At 71.1% G+C, this 16499-nt stretch carries 15 protein-coding genes and 1 tRNA gene; 7 read left to right on the top strand and 9 right to left on the bottom strand.

The window, feature by feature from the left end; translation table 11 throughout:
* Positions 1-14 precede the first annotated feature (14 nt).
* The 3 genes from selB to LDL49_RS42245 all read right to left on the bottom strand — a co-directional run bounded on the left by selB (position 15) and on the right by LDL49_RS42245 (position 3407).
* Entirely contained in the window at positions 15-1877 is a 1863-nt protein-coding gene (gene selB / locus LDL49_RS57580; protein WP_263656196.1) for a selenocysteine-specific translation elongation factor, read from the bottom strand.
* A 96-nt stretch (positions 1878-1973) separates the two neighbouring features.
* A complete protein-coding gene (gene selA, locus LDL49_RS42250) occupies positions 1974-3299 on the bottom strand; it encodes an L-seryl-tRNA(Sec) selenium transferase (RefSeq protein ID WP_225300407.1) in 1326 nt (441 codons plus the stop codon).
* A gap of 15 nt (positions 3300-3314) precedes the next feature.
* Positions 3315-3407 (bottom strand) — tRNA-Sec (locus LDL49_RS42245).
* A gap of 72 nt (positions 3408-3479) precedes the next feature.
* On the opposite strand from LDL49_RS42245, the gene selD reads away from it, so the two are divergent.
* Positions 3480-4478, top strand: a complete 999-nt coding sequence (gene selD, locus LDL49_RS42240; protein ID WP_225300405.1) for a selenide, water dikinase SelD — start codon at positions 3480-3482, stop codon at positions 4476-4478.
* 82 nt (positions 4479-4560) lie between these two features.
* Here the strand turns inward: selD and LDL49_RS42235 are convergent, their stop codons facing one another.
* Complete coding sequence (locus LDL49_RS42235) at positions 4561-5217, bottom strand: SDR family NAD(P)-dependent oxidoreductase (protein ID WP_225300403.1); 657 nt, start codon at positions 5215-5217, stop codon at positions 4561-4563.
* A gap of 87 nt (positions 5218-5304) precedes the next feature.
* Between LDL49_RS42235 and LDL49_RS42230 the strand changes: the two genes are divergently transcribed.
* Complete coding sequence (locus LDL49_RS42230; RefSeq protein WP_225300401.1) at positions 5305-5676, top strand: MerR family transcriptional regulator; 372 nt, start codon at positions 5305-5307, stop codon at positions 5674-5676.
* On the opposite strand, the gene nrfD is transcribed toward LDL49_RS42230, so the two are convergent.
* The 3 genes from nrfD to fdh are packed head-to-tail and all read right to left on the bottom strand — an operon-like array spanning position 5673 to position 10577.
* Positions 5673-6578 (bottom strand): NrfD/PsrC family molybdoenzyme membrane anchor subunit, encoded by a 906-nt coding sequence (nrfD, locus tag LDL49_RS42225; RefSeq protein ID WP_225300400.1) that lies wholly within the window; start codon positions 6576-6578, stop codon positions 5673-5675. The two genes, LDL49_RS42230 and nrfD, sit on opposite strands and share 4 nt — an antisense overlap.
* On the bottom strand, positions 6575-7375 hold the full coding sequence (locus LDL49_RS42220) for a 4Fe-4S dicluster domain-containing protein (RefSeq protein WP_225300398.1): 801 nt from the start codon (positions 7373-7375) through the stop codon (positions 6575-6577). The genes nrfD and LDL49_RS42220 overlap by 4 nt, the downstream gene beginning before the upstream one ends.
* A complete protein-coding gene (gene fdh, locus LDL49_RS42215) occupies positions 7368-10577 on the bottom strand; it encodes a formate dehydrogenase (protein WP_225300522.1) in 3210 nt (1069 codons plus the stop codon). Before fdh ends, LDL49_RS42220 begins: the two co-directional genes overlap by 8 nt.
* A gap of 392 nt (positions 10578-10969) precedes the next feature.
* Between fdh and LDL49_RS42210 the strand changes: the two genes are divergently transcribed.
* Together LDL49_RS42210 and LDL49_RS42205 are read left to right on the top strand one after the other, a co-directional pair.
* Positions 10970-11404: a hypothetical protein gene (locus tag LDL49_RS42210; protein WP_225300397.1), complete on the top strand. Its 435-nt coding sequence runs from the start codon at positions 10970-10972 to the stop codon at positions 11402-11404.
* The gene (locus tag LDL49_RS42205; RefSeq protein ID WP_225300395.1) at positions 11404-11763 is read left to right on the top strand and encodes a cupin domain-containing protein; all 360 of its coding nucleotides are present in this window, start codon (positions 11404-11406) and stop codon (positions 11761-11763) included. Before LDL49_RS42210 ends, LDL49_RS42205 begins: the two co-directional genes overlap by 1 nt.
* A gap of 20 nt (positions 11764-11783) precedes the next feature.
* On the opposite strand, the gene LDL49_RS42200 is transcribed toward LDL49_RS42205, so the two are convergent.
* A complete protein-coding gene (locus tag LDL49_RS42200; protein WP_225300393.1) occupies positions 11784-13331 on the bottom strand; it encodes a WD40 repeat domain-containing protein in 1548 nt (515 codons plus the stop codon).
* 96 nt (positions 13332-13427) lie between these two features.
* Here LDL49_RS42200 and LDL49_RS42195 point away from each other — a divergent pair, with 96 nt between their 5' ends.
* Genes LDL49_RS42195 through LDL49_RS42185 form a run of 3 tightly spaced genes read left to right on the top strand, consistent with a single transcriptional unit; the run spans position 13428 to position 16194 of the window.
* Positions 13428-13988 carry a TetR/AcrR family transcriptional regulator gene (locus LDL49_RS42195; RefSeq protein WP_308016261.1) on the top strand — a complete coding sequence of 187 codons (561 nt, stop codon included), beginning with the start codon at positions 13428-13430 and terminating at the stop codon, positions 13986-13988.
* Between the two features lie 56 nt (positions 13989-14044).
* Positions 14045-15286, top strand: a complete 1242-nt coding sequence (locus LDL49_RS42190; RefSeq protein WP_225300389.1) for an AAA family ATPase — start codon at positions 14045-14047, stop codon at positions 15284-15286.
* The gene (locus tag LDL49_RS42185; RefSeq protein WP_225300387.1) at positions 15286-16194 is read left to right on the top strand and encodes a hypothetical protein; all 909 of its coding nucleotides are present in this window, start codon (positions 15286-15288) and stop codon (positions 16192-16194) included. Before LDL49_RS42190 ends, LDL49_RS42185 begins: the two co-directional genes overlap by 1 nt.
* A gap of 13 nt (positions 16195-16207) precedes the next feature.
* Here the strand turns inward: LDL49_RS42185 and LDL49_RS58750 are convergent, their stop codons facing one another.
* Complete coding sequence (locus LDL49_RS58750; RefSeq protein ID WP_225300385.1) at positions 16208-16417, bottom strand: DUF1737 domain-containing protein; 210 nt, start codon at positions 16415-16417, stop codon at positions 16208-16210.
* Positions 16418-16499 lie beyond the last annotated feature (82 nt).

Here is a 16499-nt window from a genome sequence, read left to right as displayed (position 1 = left end):
GGCGGGGGTGGTGGTTAGAGGCAGCGGCGATGGACGTCGTCCACCCGCTGCGTCAGCCCGCTCCGGTCGAGGTGTTCGAGCAGCGGCACCGCGACCCGCCGGCTGGTGTCGAGGGCACGCCTGGCCTGGCTGACCGTGAAGGGCTGCGGCAGACGACGCAGCAGCTCCGCCGCCCGTACGTCCGCGCCGGGCAGCAGCACGATCCCCTCGGTCACGCGCAACAGACGCCCGCCCCGTACGGCCGCCGCCAGCTCCCGGGAACCCAGCCCCAGCTCGGCCAACCGCCCGGCCTCCGGCGCCTGGAAGGGGTGTGCCGACAACTCCGCCCTCAGCCGCTCGACCGCCCGCGCCACCGGCTCGGGCAGCCCGGCAGGCCGGGTCACGATCCGCCCTTCGGCCAGCGTGAACGGCGACCGCACCAGCGCCGCGACCAACTGCCGATCAGGCAGCCCGAGCACGTGGCGGGCCGCCTCGATCGGCATGCCAGGCTCCAGGGGGTGCTCGACGGCGTACCGCCGCGCCGTGGCGGCCAGCCGCTCACCCAACTCGGCCCAGTACTCGGGATCGGCGTACCAATCCCCGCAGACCGTGGAGTCGGCCGAGTATGGGCCGGGCGTACCGATCATGGCGGTCAGGTCGGCCGCGCGCAGCAGCCGGTGGATGCGCAGGGCGGAGGCGGCATCCGGGGCGGCCGACTCCAGCAGGGCGGCGTGCGCCCGGGCCGCGCCGCGGCGGCCGAGCGCGGGCGGGCGCACGTCGAGCACGCTCGCCCCCGCCAGCACCCGCACCTCGGCCCGATCGCGGCCGGGGTCGCGCAGCAGCAACACGTCTCCGAGGTGGAGCGGGAGCGGGCGGGCCAGGCGCAACCGTACGATACGCCCGCCAAGCGTCCGCACCTCGCACGTCACCGCCGCCGACCCGATGTGCGCGGTCAGCAGCCGAGGCAGCCGCCACTCCTCCCCACCCGCCGAAACGACACCCCTTTCCGGCCCCACAGGGGAGGTCCGGACGTCGACCAGGTCCGTCCACGTCCATCGGCCGGGTGTGGCCAGGGTCCGGCCGCGCTCCGGCAGGCCATGGCCGCGCAGGTTGACCGCCACCCTGGCGACGCCGGTCACCGAGGACAGCGGCTCCTTCAAAGACTCCAGCGCCCGCACCCGTACGGGCTCGCCATCCAGCGCCAGCTCGTCACCCACCGAAATGCCGCCCTCGGGCAGGGTCCCGGTCACGACCGTGCCACTGCCCGTCACGCTGAACGCCCGGTCGATCCACAGCCGGACCGGCGCCTCCGGATCGGGCGCGGGCAGCGCGGCGACCAGCCGGTCCAGCGCCTCCCGCAACTCATCGAGCCCCTGCCCGGTCCGCCCGCTCACCACCACCGCCTCGACCGCACCACGGCCACCACCACCGCCCACCCCGCCCGCATCCGGGCGCACTCCCGATCCGGCCGCATCCGAGCGAGCGTCACCCAACCCCGCCGAGGCCAGGCGAGCGCGCGCCTGTTCGAGGGCCGGGGCTGGGTCGGCGAGGTCGGCTCGGGTCACCGCGAGCAGGCAGTGCCGTACGCCCAGCGCCTCCAGCGCCACCAGGTGCTCCTCGGACTGCGGCATCCAGCCCTCATCCGCCGCCACCACGAACAGCACCGCCGGCACCGGACCGACCCCCGCCAGCATCGTGCTGAGAAACCGCTCATGCCCCGGTACGTCCACAAAGGCGAGGCGCCGCCCCGAAGGCAGCGTGGTCCACGCGTACCCCAGCTCGATCGTCAGCCCCCGCCGCCGCTCCTCCTCCAGCCGATCGGGCTCCATCCCGGTGAGAGCCCGCACCAGCGTGGACTTGCCGTGATCGACGTGCCCCGCCGTGGCCACGACGTACATCAGCCGCTCACCCCGAAGCCGCCAGGCCCGAGACCGCTCGCCTTGAAGCCACCCCCTCGAAGTAGCTCACCCCGAAGCCACTCACCCCGAAGCCACTCACCCCGAAGCCACCCCCTCGGCGTCACTCACCCCAAGGCCGCTCGTCCCGAGGATCGCGCGGGCCACGTCATCGTCACGGTCGCCGGGAACAGTGCGCAGGTCCAGCAGCAGCCGCCCGCCCTCGATCCGCCCCACCACCGGCGGATCACCGACGCGCAGCGGTGCCGCGAGCCGTTCGGGCAGGCTGACGGCGGCGCTCGGCAGCCGCACCCCGGGCGCCCCGCCACCCCCGACGGCGGCCTCGCTCGGCACCGCCCGCGCGTCGATTCCCGCCGTGGCGAGCCGCCCGGCGAGGGCCGCGGCGCGGTCGCCGAGCGCCGCCGGGTCGGCGTGCAGCGCCAGGCGGACGGGCACAACAGGACCGCGGAGCGTGGCCTCCAGCGCGGCCAGCGTCAGCTTGTCAACCCGCAATGCGCGGGCGAGCGGGTGCCGCCTGCAGCGTTCGACCAGGTCACGGCGGCCGAGGAGGAGGCCCGCCTGGGGTCCGCCGAGCAGCTTGTCCCCGCTGGCCGTCACCAGGTCCGCCCCGGCCGCGAGTACGGTCGCCGCGTCCGGCTCCTCAGGCAGCAGCGGCTCGCGCGCCAGCAGACCCGAGCCGATGTCGGCGACGACGGGCACGCCGAGCCCGGTCAGCTCGCGTACCTCGGCGGAGCCGGTGAAGCCTTCGATCCGGAAGTTCGAGGGGTGCACCTTGAGCACGCATCCGGTCTCCGGCCCTACGGCCGCCGCGTAGTCGCGGTAGGAGGTGCGGTTGGTCGTACCGACCTCGCGCAGCCGCGCCCCAGTGGAGACGAGCAGGTCGGGGATGCGGAACCCGTCGCCGATCTCCACGAGCTCACCCCGGCTGATCACGATCTCCCGACCGGCGGCGAGTACGGTCGCCACCAGGACGAGCGCGGCGGCGTTGTTGTTGACGACGTGCACATCCTCGGCGGCCGGCACGGCACGGGCGAGCGCGTCCAGCGCGCCCCGCCCGCGCCGCGCCCGGGCGCCGGTCTCCAGATCGAACTCCACGTCGGCGGCACCGGCCGCGGCGGCCATCGCCTCGATCGCGGCGGGCGACAGGGGCGCCCGCCCCAGGTTGGTGTGGACCAGCACGCCGGTCGCGTTGATCACCGCACGCAGGCTCGCGGCCCGCGGCGGGAGTGCCGCCACCGCCGCGTCGGCGACCTCCTCGGGACCGATCTCACCGCTCCGCGCCCGCTGCTGCGCCCGCGCCACCGCGTCCTTGACGACCGACCGGCCCAGCCGCCCGCCCGCCGCGACCAGCCGTGGATCGGCGAGTACGGCGTCAGTACGGGGTACGTGCCTGCGTGGGTCCACCCTTCGAAAATAGAGCGGAGGCGGACGGGAATCGAACCCGCCAGGCCGAGGACCTCGGCCTCGTCGGTTTTGAAGACCGCGGGGGCCACCAGGCGCCCAGACGCCTCCACCGCAGAACCTACCCGCCACAGCGGGTATGACCTCGAACGCCACACCCGTCGCGAGCCACCCGAGGGCGCCATGACACGCACCACCGAGACGGTCAGGCTGACGCAGTACGCGCACGGAGGCGGCTGCGCCTGCAAGATCCCACCCGGCGAACTGGAGGCCGTGGTGGCGGAACTCCGCACACATGACGACGTCGGCGAGCTGATCATCGGGTTGGACGACGGGGACGACGCCGCCGTGGTCCGCATCGACGGCGGCCGGGCGATCGTGGCCACCGCCGACTTCTTCACCCCGGTGGTGGACGACCCCCACGACTGGGGCCGCATCGCGGCGGCCAACGCCCTGTCGGACGTCTACGCGGTCGGCGGGGAGCCGCTGGTGGCGGTCAACCTGCTCGGCTGGCCAAGGGAGAAGCTGCCCATGGAGCTGGCCAAGGAGGTCCTGCGCGGCGGCCTGGACGTGGCCAACGCGGCGGCCTGTCACGTCGCGGGCGGCCACAGCGTCGACGACCCGGAGCCGAAGTACGGCATGGCCGTCACCGGCCTGGCCGACCCCGCCCGGCTGCTGCGCATAGACGGCGGCCGGCCCGGACTCCCGATCTCCCTCACCAAGCCGCTCGGCATCGGCGTCCTCAACACCCGGCACAAGGCGACCGGCGAGGTGTTCCCCCAGGCGGTCGCGGCCATGACCACCCTGAATCGCGACGCCTCCCGGGCCGCGCTGGCCGCTGGAGCGAAGTGCGCGACGGACGTGACCGGGTTCGGCCTGCTGGGCCACCTCTACAAGCTGGCCCGGGCGAGCGGCGTCACGGCCGTGGTGGACGCTGCGGCCGTACCGTACTTGGAAGGGGCCCGGGAGGCGGTACGCGACGGCTACGTCAGCGGCGGAACCCGCCGCAATCTCGACTGGGTCCGCCCCTGGCTCGATCCCGGCGGCTACGGCGAGGACGACCTTCTGCTCCTCGCCGACGCCCAGACCTCCGGCGGCCTGCTGGTGGCCGGCGAGATCCCCGGAGCCCCGATCATCGGCGAGCTGGTCCCTCTGGACGGCCCTCAGCTGCGCCTCCGCTGACCGTATCCCGTGGTGTCAGCCCGATGGTGGCCCACGGTCGCGAGTCGCGCTTCAGATGATCAACAAGTGAGGGGACCGGTCATCACGAGCGGCCGGCGTGCAGTACTTCCCGCTGCCACCGGTGTCGCGGCTGCGTGTGCAGTTGCCAGTAGCGCTCGGCGATGTCGTCCGGGTCGAAGTCCGTGCCGGGGGCGACCTGGCCGGCCACGGTGACGCTCGCCACGTGCACGCCGGAGGGTCCGTACTCCTCGTCGAGCAGCGCAACCAGCGCTCGGACTCCTGCCTTGCCCAGGGAGAGGCTCACGTACTGCGGCTTGGGGTCGGGCATGCCGCCCGTGATCAGGAACGTTCCGCTGCCACGTTCCGCCATGGCGGGCGCGACGTGCGCCGCGGCGTTGATCGCGCCGACCACGTTCACCGCCCACGCCTCCATGTGACCGCGTACGGACAGCTCGCCCGGCGCGTCCGCCTGGATGATCGCGGCGTTGTACACGACGACGTCCGGCACGCCATGCTCGCTGACCGCCTGGTCGAGCGCGGCGTTCAGCCCGGCCTGGTCGGTGCTGTCGGCTTCCGAGGTGAGAACCGGGACGCCGCTGGGAGCGAGCGCCTCGGCCGCGGCGCGCAGCGTACGCTCGCTGCGGGCGATCAGCGTGATCGGCAGTCCCTCCCTGGCGAACCGACGGGCCACCGCCTGCCCGATCCCCGGACCCGCGCCAATGATCACTGCGCCTGACATCGGCATCTCCTCGCTTTTCTTGGTCGGCAATACTTGGGACGGTAAGGGGTCTCATCTATGTGAAGGTCAAGGCGGAGGAAGCGGCGGATGCGGATCGGCGACCTGGCCCACGAGACCGGGGTGAACAAGCGGCTGTTGCGCTACTACGAGGAGCAGGGTCTCCTCAAACCGGTCCGGCTGGGCAACGGCTACCGCGAGTACACCGAGGCGGACATCCCGACGGTCCGCCACATCCGGTCCCTGCTCGCCGCCGGGCTTTCCACCACGGTCATCGCCCGGGTCCTGCACTGCGTGCACGACGATGGCGAAGTGATGGTGCCTTCCGGCTGCCCGACCTTCATCGAGGACCTGCGGCGCGAACGCGCCCACATCGCCGAGATGATCGCTCAGCTCCAAAGTTCACAGGAAGTGCTGGACACGATTCTCGACGCGGCCCTACAAGAGGCTGACTCGCGTTAAACCGCCTGCCGCTGCCGCTGGGGGACGATCGTGTACTTCGGGTCGGCGGTCGAGGTTCTGCCCGCCTCCAGGACGCCGAACCGGGTGCACAAAGCGCCCGCCGTAAGGGCGAGACCGGACAGGGCGGTGAGGGTACGGCTGCGCCCGGCGATCGACGCGAGCAGCCCGCCACCGGCCGTCAGTACGCGGGCCGCGCGCATCCGGCCCCCCGCCTTCCCCAGCCGGTACGGCTCGCCCACCAGGCCGAGCCGCCGTTCCATCACCACGCCCGCGACGCTTTCCACGACGGCACCCATCACCGCCACCACGCGGGCCGGCCCAGCCTGCGCCCGCGGGGTCGCCAGCATGCCCACCGCCCCGGCGCTGGCCAGCGCGCTCCCGGCGAACAGGAACGGCAGCTCCCGGTAGGCCTCGTGCCAGGCCGGTACGGCGGTGTCGGCGAGCAGGACGGCGGTGTAGGTGGCGGTCAGCGGGCCGGTCAGGCCGGTGGCGAGGACCGCCGCGTCGCCCACGGCGGGCAGGATCCCGGTCAGCTCGGTCGAGGCCGCGACCCCCGACAGCGCCCCCTGGGCGGCCAGGATCCAGGAGCCCATGCTCATGGGCGAGGTGGGCTTGAACACGCGGAGCATGTTGAGGAACCGGGCGGGCCGGCCCAGCTCGGCGACGAGGAGGCCGGCGCCGGCGGCGGCACCGATCGCCGCCGCGACCCGGGCGGTGCGTGCCAGCCGGTCGTGTCCGGTGAATTCGGCCATGACCGCCATCACCGACGAAACACCCGACAGACCTCCCAGGTACAGATATGCCGGTCCGTAGGGTTCTTTCCAGACCGGGGGCTTGAGCACCGGCCGCCCGTAGTACGACTGGAACTCCGCCTCCGGCACCATGGACCGCTCCCGCGTCACCGCCGCGCCCCCTTCCGCGAACTCGCGAAGGCCACCGCCACCGCCCCGGCCACGGACAGCGCCGCCGCCCCCGCCCAGCGCCACATGGCCGGCAGGTCGCGGGTGGTCACCACGGGATCCGGCGGCAGCCCGTACACCTCGGGCTCGTCCAGCAGCAGGAAGAACGCCCCCGCGCCGCCCACCCCGTCGTCCGGGCTCTCGCCGTACAGGCGGGCCTCGGCCTGCCCGTCGGCGTGCAGCCGCTCCACCCGCTCCTCGGCCCGCTCGCGGAGCTCGTCCAGTGGGCCGAACTGGATCGAATCGGTCGGGCACGCCTTGGCGCACGCCGGTTCGAGACCGCCGCGTTGCCGGTCGTAGCACATCGTGCACTTCCAGGCCCGCCCGTCGTCCTCACGCCGCTCGATCACGCCGTACGGGCAGGCGGACACGCAGTAGCCGCAGCCGTTGCAGATGTCCTCCTGGATCACGACCGTGCCGAACTCGGTACGGAACAGCGCGCCGGTCGGGCAGACGTCCAGGCAGGCGGCATGCGTGCAGTGCTTGCACACGTCCGACGACATCAGCCACCGCTCCACACCATCATCAGCGGAGTCGTCCACAGGCACCGGACGGGACTGCTCGATGAAGGCCACGTGCCGCCAGGTGTTCGCCCCCAGGGCCCCGGTGTTGTCGTAGGAGTTCGCCTCGAACACGAAGCCGTCGTCGGGCAGCAGGTTCCACTCCTTGCACGCCACCTGGCAGGCCTTGCAGCCGATGCAGACGCTCGTGTCGGTGAAGAAGCCCATCCGCTCAGCCATGGCGGTACACCTCCAGCAGGTCCAGCATCGCCTGCCCCCTCGGCCGTCTTCCGGGCCGTACGTCGCAGGTCACGGCCTTGCTCTCCTGAATGTAGACATTCGGGTCGAGCACCAGCGGGAGCAGGTCGTTGGCGACGTCGCCGGTCACCAGGCCGCCGCCGCCCCACCCCCAGTGGTATGGCAGGCCGATCTGATGGATCACCCTGCCCTGGATCCGCAGCGGCCGGACCCGGCCGGTGACCAGCACTCGAGCCTCGATCACGGTACGGCTGGTCACGATCGTCGCCCAGCCGCCGTTGTCCAGCCCCACCTCGGCGGCCAGCTGCGGCGACACCTCGCAGAACAGCTCCGGCTGCAGCTCGGCGAGGTAGGCCAGCGGCCGGCTCATGCCACCCGCCGTGTGGTGCTCGGTGAGCCGGTACGTGGTCAGCACGTACGGGAAACGCGGCGACTCCGGCGGGTTGTACGGGCTCTCCGGTCGCGGGTAGACCTTGCGGGCGGGGTTGGCCTGCTGGGCGTACAACGGGTTGCCGACCGGCGACTCATGCGGCTCGTAGTGCGCGGGCAGCGGGCCGTCGGCCAGGCCGGTGGGCACGTACAGCCAGCCCTTCCCGTCGGACTGCATGATGAACGGGTCGGTCCCGGCGAGCGCGTCCTCGGCCCGGGCGCCTTCGGGCGGTACGTAGTCCGGCGGCTTGTTCGGTTCGAAGTCGGGCACGTCCTGCCCGGTCCACCGGCCGCGCTCCGCGTCCCACCAGACGTACGCCTTGCGCTCGCTCCACGGACGGCCCTCGGGGTCGGCGGAGGCCCGGTTGTAGAGGATGCGCCTGTTGGCCGGCCAGGCCCAGCCCCATTCGGGCGCCACGGGCGACTGCTCCCGCCCCGGCCTGCGCCGGGCGGCCTGGTTGACCTCGTCGGCGTAGACACCGCAGTAGATCCAGCAGCCGCAGCGGGTGGACCCGTCCGGTTTGAGCTGGGTGTAGGCCGACAGCGCCCGCCCGTCCGGGCCGACCCCGTTGATCTCGCGGAGCACGGCCGACGCCGAGGGGTCCCGGTGCGCTCCTTCCTCGGGGTAGTCCCAGGTCAGCTCGCGCAGCGGCCGGTCGATCTCGTCGTCGGTCAGCCGTCGCCTGACCAGCTTGCCCAGGTGGTAGTAGAACCACAGGTCGCTGCGGCAGTCGCCCGGCGGGTCGAGCGCCTTCTCCCGCCACTGCAGCAGCCGCTGGGTGTTGGTGAACGTCCCTTCCTTCTCCACGTGGCTCGCGGCGGGCAGGAAGAACACCTCGGTGGCGATGTCCTCGGTGCGCATCTCCCCGGTCTCGAGCTCCGGGCCGTCCTTCCAGAACGTGGCCGTCTCCACCAGCGTCAGGTCGCGTACCACCAGCCAGTCGAGGTTGGCCAGGCCGAGGCGCTGCGCCCGGCCGCCGGAGGAGCCGACCGCGGGGTTCTCCCCCGCCACGAAGTAGCCCTTGACCGTCCCGTCGATCTGGCCCATCACGGTGGTGTAGTGGCCGTGGTCGCCGGTCAGGCGTGGCAGGTGGTCGAAGCAGAAGTCGTTCTCCTCGGTGGCCGCGTCCCCCCACCACGCCTTGAGCAGGCTCACCAGGTAGGCGCGCCGGTGGCCCCAGAAGCCGACGTCGCCGCCCTCCCGGGCGAGGTAGTCGTCCAGACCCTCGTGCCGGTGGGCGTGGGGCATGGACAGATAGCCGGGCAGGAGGCTGAACAGCGTCGGGATGTCCGTGGAGCCCTGGATGCTCGCGTGCCCGCGCAGCGCCATGATGCCGCCGCCGGGCCGGCCCATGTTGCCCAGCAGCAGCTGGAGGATCGAGGCGGTGCGGATGTACTGGGCGCCGACGGTGTGCTGGGTCCAGCCGACGGAGTACACCCAGGCGGTGGTGCGCTCCCGGCCGGAGTTGGCGGTGATCGCCTCGGCGAGCTCGGCGAAGGCCGCCCGCGAGATGCCGCACAGCTGCTCGACCAGCTCCGGGGTGTAGCGGGCGAAGTGCCGCCGGAGGATCTGGTAGACGCAGCGCGGGTGGCTCAGCGTCGGATCCGTCGCCGGGGTGGGATGCGCGGCCGCGCCTCCGGAGCCGTAGGTGTCCGCCCCCGCGGCCGCGGCGTGATGCCGGCCGCCCTCCAGGTGCTCGCCCGGAGTCTGCGCGCCAGGCGCACGCGCGCTCGGCGTCTCCTCGTCCATCCCCTCGTACGCCCAGCTCCGCGGGTCGTACGAGCCCGTCTCCGGGTCGAAGCCGGAGAACAGCCCGTCGAGATCCTCGGTGTCCCGGAAGTCGGCCGACACGATCACGGCGGCGTTGGTGTAGGCCAGCACGTACTCACGGAAGTCCAGCTCGTTGGCGAGCACGTGGTTGATCAGCGCCCCGAGCAGCACGATGTCGCTGCCCGCGCGGATCGGCAGGTGGCGGTCGGCCAGCGCGCTGGTCCGGGTGAAGCGCGGATCCACGTGGAACACCTTCGCGCCCCGCGCCTTGGCCTCGACCACCCACTGGAAGCCCACCGGGTGGCATTCGGCCATGTTCGAGCCCTGGATGACGATGCAGTCCGCACCCGCCAGATCCTGCTGGAAGGTGGTCGCGCCACCGCGTCCGAAGCTGGTCCCCAGACCGGGGACGGTGGAGGAGTGTCAAATACGCGCCTGGTTCTCCACCTGGATCGCGCCGAGGGCGGTGTAGAGCTTCTTCATCAGGTAGTTCTCTTCGTCGTCGAGCGTCGCCCCGCCCAGTCCGGCGATGCCCATGGTGCGGCGCACGACCTTGCCCTCGTGGGTCTGCTGCCAGGTCTCCCGCCGGGTCCGTACGACCCGGTCGGCGATCATCTCCATCGCCACGTCGAGGTCGAGCGGCTCCCAATCGGTGCCGTGCGGTCTCCGGTACAGCACCCGGGTCTGGCGGCCGGGATGGGTGACGAGCTGCTTGCTCGCCGAGCCCTTGGGACACAGCCGCCCGCGCGAGATGGGCGAGTCGGGGTCACCCTCGATCTGCGTGACCCGGCCGTCCTTGACGTAGACGAGCTGGCCGCAGCCGACCGCGCAGTAGGGGCAGATCGACCGGGCGACCGTGTCGGCCTCCTCGGTGCGCGGGGTGAGCGCGTCCGTACGGGCGGAGCGCGCGGCGTCGCTCCTGCCGTCCTCTCCCTTGAACTGCCGGATCACCGGCCACCGGGAGAACCATCCCTCACCGGACACAATGCGGGTCCTGCCCCAATCGATCCGGCCTAACCACGTCAGCGGCGGTCGAAGGTCAGGTACAGCTCGGAAGGGCTGCCGAAAGGCTCGCCCACCTAGAAGTATGCGCCGGGTGTGCACCACCGGGCATTCCCGGCGCGCGATGGCCAGCGCGTCGAGCAGGTGCGCGCGCTGGTCGTCGGCGAACAAGTCAACGTTCGCCAGGATGTCCGCGGCCGGTGTGTCCATCTGTCCTCCATCCCGAGAAGACCTCACACTCGTCATTTGACCCCGCCGCAACCGTTTGACCAAGGGACAGAGGGCGCACGTCACCTGCCTTTCACCATCGGCACCGCGAAACGATTCCCTGCGGGGAATCGCAAAGTCGCAGGGCCCGCTGGACACTGCTATGCATGAGCAACCCACTCGATGTGCAGCAATGGGCCGACCGCTATATCGCCCAGTGGAACGAGCCCGATCCGGCGACGCGGAGTGCCCTGATCCGCGAGCTGTGGACGCCCGACGGTGTCCAGGTCCTGGTCGACCCGCCCGAGGAGATCCGTAACGCCGCCACCGCGCTCGCCTTTCCCGTGCCGCCCCTGGAGGTCCGGGGTCACGTCGCCTTGGACGCCAGGGTGACCCGTGCCTACGAGATGTTCGTCGAGCCGGGCGAGCACGTCTTCGAGGCCGCCGAGGAGGCGTATCCCCTCATGCCCAACGTGCTCGCCATCCGGTGGTCGATGGTGTCGACCCGAACGGGCGAGGCCGTCGGCGGCGGCCTGGACATCCTGGCGCTGGACGACGACGGCCGGCTGCGTACCGACCACCAGTTCATCGGAGCGAGCTGATGCGCTACACCAGGATCGCCCGCACCGAGGACGGCGGATCGGCGTTCGAGGACGGCGAGATCACGCTCGCCCACCGGCAGGTCGCCGACGGGGTGCCGGCCATGGCGGTCGGCGCGCTGCCGTCGAAGGGCGGCGTACAGTTCGTCCGCAGCGCCGCGTTCGACAGCACCGCGCACCCGGCGCCGCGCGAGCAGTGGGTGATGATGCTGCGCGGCACGATCGAGGTGACCGTCACCGACGGCAGCCGGCGCCGCTTCGGCGCGGGCGACCTGGTGCTGGCCGCCGACACGACGGGGCTGGGACACGTCACCACCGGCGTCGGCGAACCGCCGTTCGAGGCGCTGTTCATCCCGCTCTGACCGCAGAAGTGCTCGGGGATCTACGGGCAGGTCTCTCGGTACGCCACATCACCCAGGTACCGGCTCCACTCGGCCTCGGTGAGCCGGCGGCCCGCCCACCCGCACACCAGCGCGGCGACCCGTTCGGGTCCCACGGGAATCTCCAGGATGTCGCCGCCGGCCGAGAAGTACAGCGTGCCGCCGTCGGCACTGAAGGTCAGCGAGTCGACGTCCTCGATCGTCCGGGCGTCGAAGGAGCCCCCGAGCCGTCGCCTGTTGACGGGGTCCCAGAGCTGAACGAGGCCGCCGCCGGCCGTCGCGAGCACGTCCCCGCGCGGTGAGAACGTCAGGGCTTCCACGGTGCCCGCCGCTTTCGGCATCATGGGACGCAGTGCCGTCGGCCCGGACGGGTCCCAGAGCGAGACGCGTCCCGTCTCGTCGTAGGCGATGGCCATGAGTCCGCGGCTGCTCAGGGCGACGCCCGCCCCGCCGTCGTAGGACGTGTCGTAGCCCTCTCCGACCGGTTTGCCGGTGGCGACGTCCATGAACCTGCCCGAGCCGGTGGCGAGTCTCTTGCCGTCGGGCAGGTACGGGCCGCCGTCGCTGGTGGTGAAGCTGTCATGAAGGATCCGGCCGGTGGCCGCGTCGATCACGGTCAGCCAGTACTCCAGGGTCTGCCCGTACGGGCCGAGGACGAGCGCGATCGTCCTGCCGTCCGGGCTGAAGGAGGCCTGTGACGCCGGGAAGCCATCGACGGCGTGCCGGGACCGGATCGACCAGATCCGTTTGCGGGTGCCGACGTCGACCAGCTCGATCGGCCCGGCATCCGAGGCGATGAGCAGCCGTCTGGCCGACTGGTCGAACGCCGACAGAGCCGACATACCCGGTTCGACGGGGAAGCGGGCGACGTCCTTACGTTCGCGCACGTTCCAGAGCCGGACGTACTTGCTGTCAAAGGCGTGGACCGCGGCCCACCGGATGTCGGGGCTGAGGATGGCGTCGCCCCCCGCCTTGATCGAGGTGGCGCGCGGGGACAGGTCCACGCTGATCACCGAGTCGTCCATCAGGTAGCGCAGCGTGGAGCCGTCGAAGCCGACGCCGGACAGGTCGCCCTCGGCCTGGTACGTGAGCGGCTCGATGTCGTGGTCGGCGACCTCCCACACCCGGATCTTCCGCCCGTTGAACGCGGCGAGGTAGCGGCCGTCGGGACTCCAGCGCAGCCGGGGGAAGAAGCCGCCGCAGACGTCACAGCTCCAGCGGTGCTCGGGGGTCCAGCCGGGCAGGGCTCGCTCGGCGAAGCTGTCGCCGGTGAGCAGCAGGTGCCTGCCTGTCGGGTCCATCACCGGCCCCCACCCGTGCGAGGCGGCCTTCTTGCCGAACCTCCTGCCGGTACGCAGGTCCACCAGGTGGTCGAGGTCGTTGTCGAAGCTGACGGCGAGGGTGGCCTCGTCCTCGCCGATGTCGACCTGGATCGACATGTCGCCCGGCGGGAAGGTCTCCTTGAACAGCCGCTTGCCGTCGGCGAGGTTCCAGACGCCGAGCTCGTCATGGGTGAACGCCGCGAGCAGCCGTCCGGTCCGGCTCAGCACCGGATCGTAGAGCTCCTGGCCCTTCAGCCCCAGCCCCTTCCAACCACCCGTCCGCTTGTGCGTCGGTGGGAACCAGGGGCGCGCGAACGCCTCGTCGTGGCTGCCGTCGACCTGTTCGCCGAGCAGGGGTACGACGCCACGACGGTCGCGCAGATCGCCGAGCGCGCCGGGGTTACCAAAAGCACTTTCTTCCGGCACTTCCCCGATAAACGCGAGCTGCTGGTGGCCGGACAGGAGACGCTGAGCCGGCTGCTGGCCGAGGGGATCGCCGAGGCGCCCGGTGACGCCAGCCCGCTCGAGGCGGTCGCCGCCGGCCTCGAGCGCGCATCGAGCGCGATGGGCCCCATGAATCGCGAGCTCGCCCCTCGCTTGAAGGCGGCCGTCGCCGCCAGCGCCGAACTTCAAGAGCGTGACGCCCTCAAAAGCGTCAGCCTCGCGACCGCGATGACAACCGCTCTCGTCGCCCGCGGCGTACCCGATCCGGCCGCGGCTCTCGCGGGCGAGCTCGGCGTCCTCGCCTTCAAACGGGGGTACGCCCAATGGTCGGAGGGCGACCGTGACGCCAAGGACGAGCTCGCCGGCTACACCCCTGGCGGCCCTGAACGAGCTGCGCGCGGCGAGCGCAGCACTGGGCTGACCGGCGGGCACGCTGCGTAGATAATCTGCATGGATTGACCTAGAATCGATCCTGAGCATGGATTAGAGGGTGTTCAGTGCTGCTTAGATTCAGAGGTGCCAACCATAGATCGTTCCGTGACGAGTTCGAGGTCTGGCTGGCGGCAAGCAAGTTCAACCAGGGCGCAAGCCGCCCGGCCGGTCTCGCCGACGACCCCGACTTGGCTTATCTACCGGCGACCGCGATCTACGGCTCGAACGCGTCCGGCAAGTCGAACGTCCTGCACGCCATCCGCTGGATGCGGCAGGCGGTCCTCAACTCCGTCCACGGCTGGTCCACCCTTGACGGCATTCCGCGCGAGCCGTACGAACTCGACCCGGCCGCCCGTGCGGACGCTTCCCTTTTCGAGGTCGACATCGTCCTCGGCGGCGACCGGTACGTCTATGGCTTCGAGGTCTCCGACCAACGAGTCGAGACCGAATGGCTGCATACATACCCCGGCGGGCAGGCCCGTCGGCAGGTCTGGTTCGAACGCGACGCCGACGCCGACGATTCCTTCACCTTTCCCGGCGAAGGGCTGAAGGGGCCGAAGGAAAGCCTCGTCTCCCAGACCCGGCCCGACGCGCTGTTCCTGACCGTCGCCGCAGCCTTCAACCAGCCCTATCTCAAGCCGATCCACGACTGGTTCCGGCACAACCTCTGGTGGACCAGCCCAGGTCGCGACTTCGAAGATCGGCAGAGCTTCACCCGCAAAATGCTCGACGACCCACGGCAGCGGGAGCGCATCATCGCGCTCCTCAAGGTCGCGGACCTGGGGGTTGTGGGCACCGAGATCGACAGCCTGACCGGCGAACTCCGACTCGTGCACCAAGGGCCCCACAATCCTGTAGCGCTGAGCTACGAACGCCAGGAATCGATGGGCACCCGATCCTGGTTCGCCTTCCTCGGCCCCCTCCTCACCACCCTGGACCACGGGGCGGCCCTCCTCGTCGACGAACTCGACACCAGCCTGCATCCCCTCTTCGCCGCCGAAGTCCTCCGACTCTTCCAGGATCCCGCGGCCAACCCCAACAACGCGCAATTGCTGTGCACGGTCCACGACGCGACCCTCTTGGGCCGCACGCACCTCTTCCAGCCGTTGGAGCGGGACCAGGTACGCATCACCGTCAAGAACCGGGACGGCGCCTCCGAGATCTACCCCCTGACCGACGCCCGTCCCCGCAAGTCCGAGGCCCTCGACCGCAACTACCTGGCCGGTACGTACGGCGGCGTACCAAGACTGACCGTCGGCGAGATCGCGGAGACGCTCGCCGGCCCGCTCACGGAGGTACCTACCTGATGGCCAAACGCGGGGCACCCGGGGGAACCACGCTTCCGCGTCCAGGTCTGGGCAGCCGCAGAAAGAACAATGTCCTTTTCCTCGTCTGCGAAGGGCAGACCGAGCGGAGCTACTTCCACCATCTCAACCACCGTTATGGAGCGGAGCACAACTTCCAGATCCAGCTCACCCCGCGCAAGGTCTCCGAGGGGCAGCAGTTCAACGGCTACAAGCCCGTCCCAGCGGTACGAGAGGCGATCCGGCTCAAGAAGTCCACGAACGTCACCGGCCCCGGCCCTGTGATCGCCAAGGTGTTCGACCATGCCGAGGCCCGTGATCCCGCGCATGCCCGTCCCTGGGTCGTGCTCGTCGACGGGGCCCGCCACCAGCTCGACCTGATCACAGCCGAAGCCGCCCGGCGCCGCATCCGCGTCCACATCGTGATCGATTTCGTGCACGTGCTGGAGAAGTTATGGGCTGCTGCGTGGAGTTTGCACCCGCCCGCGGCGCCGGCCGCGGAGGACTGGGTCGCCGGGCACGCCCTGGCCCTGCTGGCCGGGCACACCGGCCAGGTCATCACCACGCTGACCGCGCAGGCCGCCACAGCCGGCGCGCAGCACCGTGACGGCATCGACGCGCGCATCCGCTATCTGTCCAACAACGCCGGGCATCTGCGGTATGACCAGGCGCTGGAGGCGGGATGGCCGATCGCGACCGGGGTGATCGAGGGCGCGTGCCGTCATCTGATCGCCGACAGGTTCGACCTGGCCGGGGCGCGGTGGGGCCTGGCCGGGGCCGAGGCGGTGCTGAAGCTCCGCGCGCTGGGCGCCAACGGTCATCTGGAGGAGTACTGGACTTTCCATCTCGCCGGGCAACACGAGCGCGTCCATCAGACCGGCTACCAGGACGGATACGCCCTTACGGCTTGATCGCTTCAGTCACTCAGGAGGAGCCGCACCCATCAGGGATCGTCGTGGCTTCGGATCGGACGAGCGCCTGACCCACGATCACGTGTGCACCGTCGAACGCCAGGGAAGGTGGGCCGTGCAGCTCGTAGCCGAGATCAAGCATGTCGCTGACTCTTCGGCAGAAAGCAGCGTCGTCTGGGCCGGTGAGGACACGGTATCTCGGGAGATCTTCGGCGTGGGTCATGCGGTGATCCTAGGAGCTAGGCGGCCGGGTGGCCGATGTGTGCTTGGTGGTTTGCGACGGTTTGACCGGCTGGCTTCGTGGG

It is taken from the genome of Nonomuraea aurantiaca, from assembly GCF_020215705.1.
Classification (GTDB): Bacteria; Actinomycetota; Actinomycetes; order Streptosporangiales; family Streptosporangiaceae; genus Nonomuraea; species Nonomuraea aurantiaca.
This window is presented reverse-complemented; position numbering and strand designations above follow the sequence as displayed.

Coding starts and splice junctions, on each gene's coding strand:
- selB (WP_263656196.1), bottom strand. CDS start 1,877: ATGTACGTCGTGGCCACGGCGGGGCACGTCGATCACGGCAAGTCCACG.
- selD (WP_225300405.1), top strand. CDS start 3,480: ATGACACGCACCACCGAGACGGTCAGGCTGACGCAGTACGCGCACGGA.
- LDL49_RS42235 (WP_225300403.1), bottom strand. CDS start 5,217: ATGTCAGGCGCAGTGATCATTGGCGCGGGTCCGGGGATCGGGCAGGCG.
- LDL49_RS42230 (WP_225300401.1), top strand. CDS start 5,305: ATGCGGATCGGCGACCTGGCCCACGAGACCGGGGTGAACAAGCGGCTG.
- LDL49_RS42220 (WP_225300398.1), bottom strand. CDS start 7,375: ATGGCTGAGCGGATGGGCTTCTTCACCGACACGAGCGTCTGCATCGGC.
- LDL49_RS42210 (WP_225300397.1), top strand. CDS start 10,970: ATGAGCAACCCACTCGATGTGCAGCAATGGGCCGACCGCTATATCGCC.
- LDL49_RS42205 (WP_225300395.1), top strand. CDS start 11,404: ATGCGCTACACCAGGATCGCCCGCACCGAGGACGGCGGATCGGCGTTC.
- LDL49_RS42185 (WP_225300387.1), top strand. CDS start 15,286: ATGGCCAAACGCGGGGCACCCGGGGGAACCACGCTTCCGCGTCCAGGT.
- LDL49_RS58750 (WP_225300385.1), bottom strand. CDS start 16,417: ATGACCCACGCCGAAGATCTCCCGAGATACCGTGTCCTCACCGGCCCA.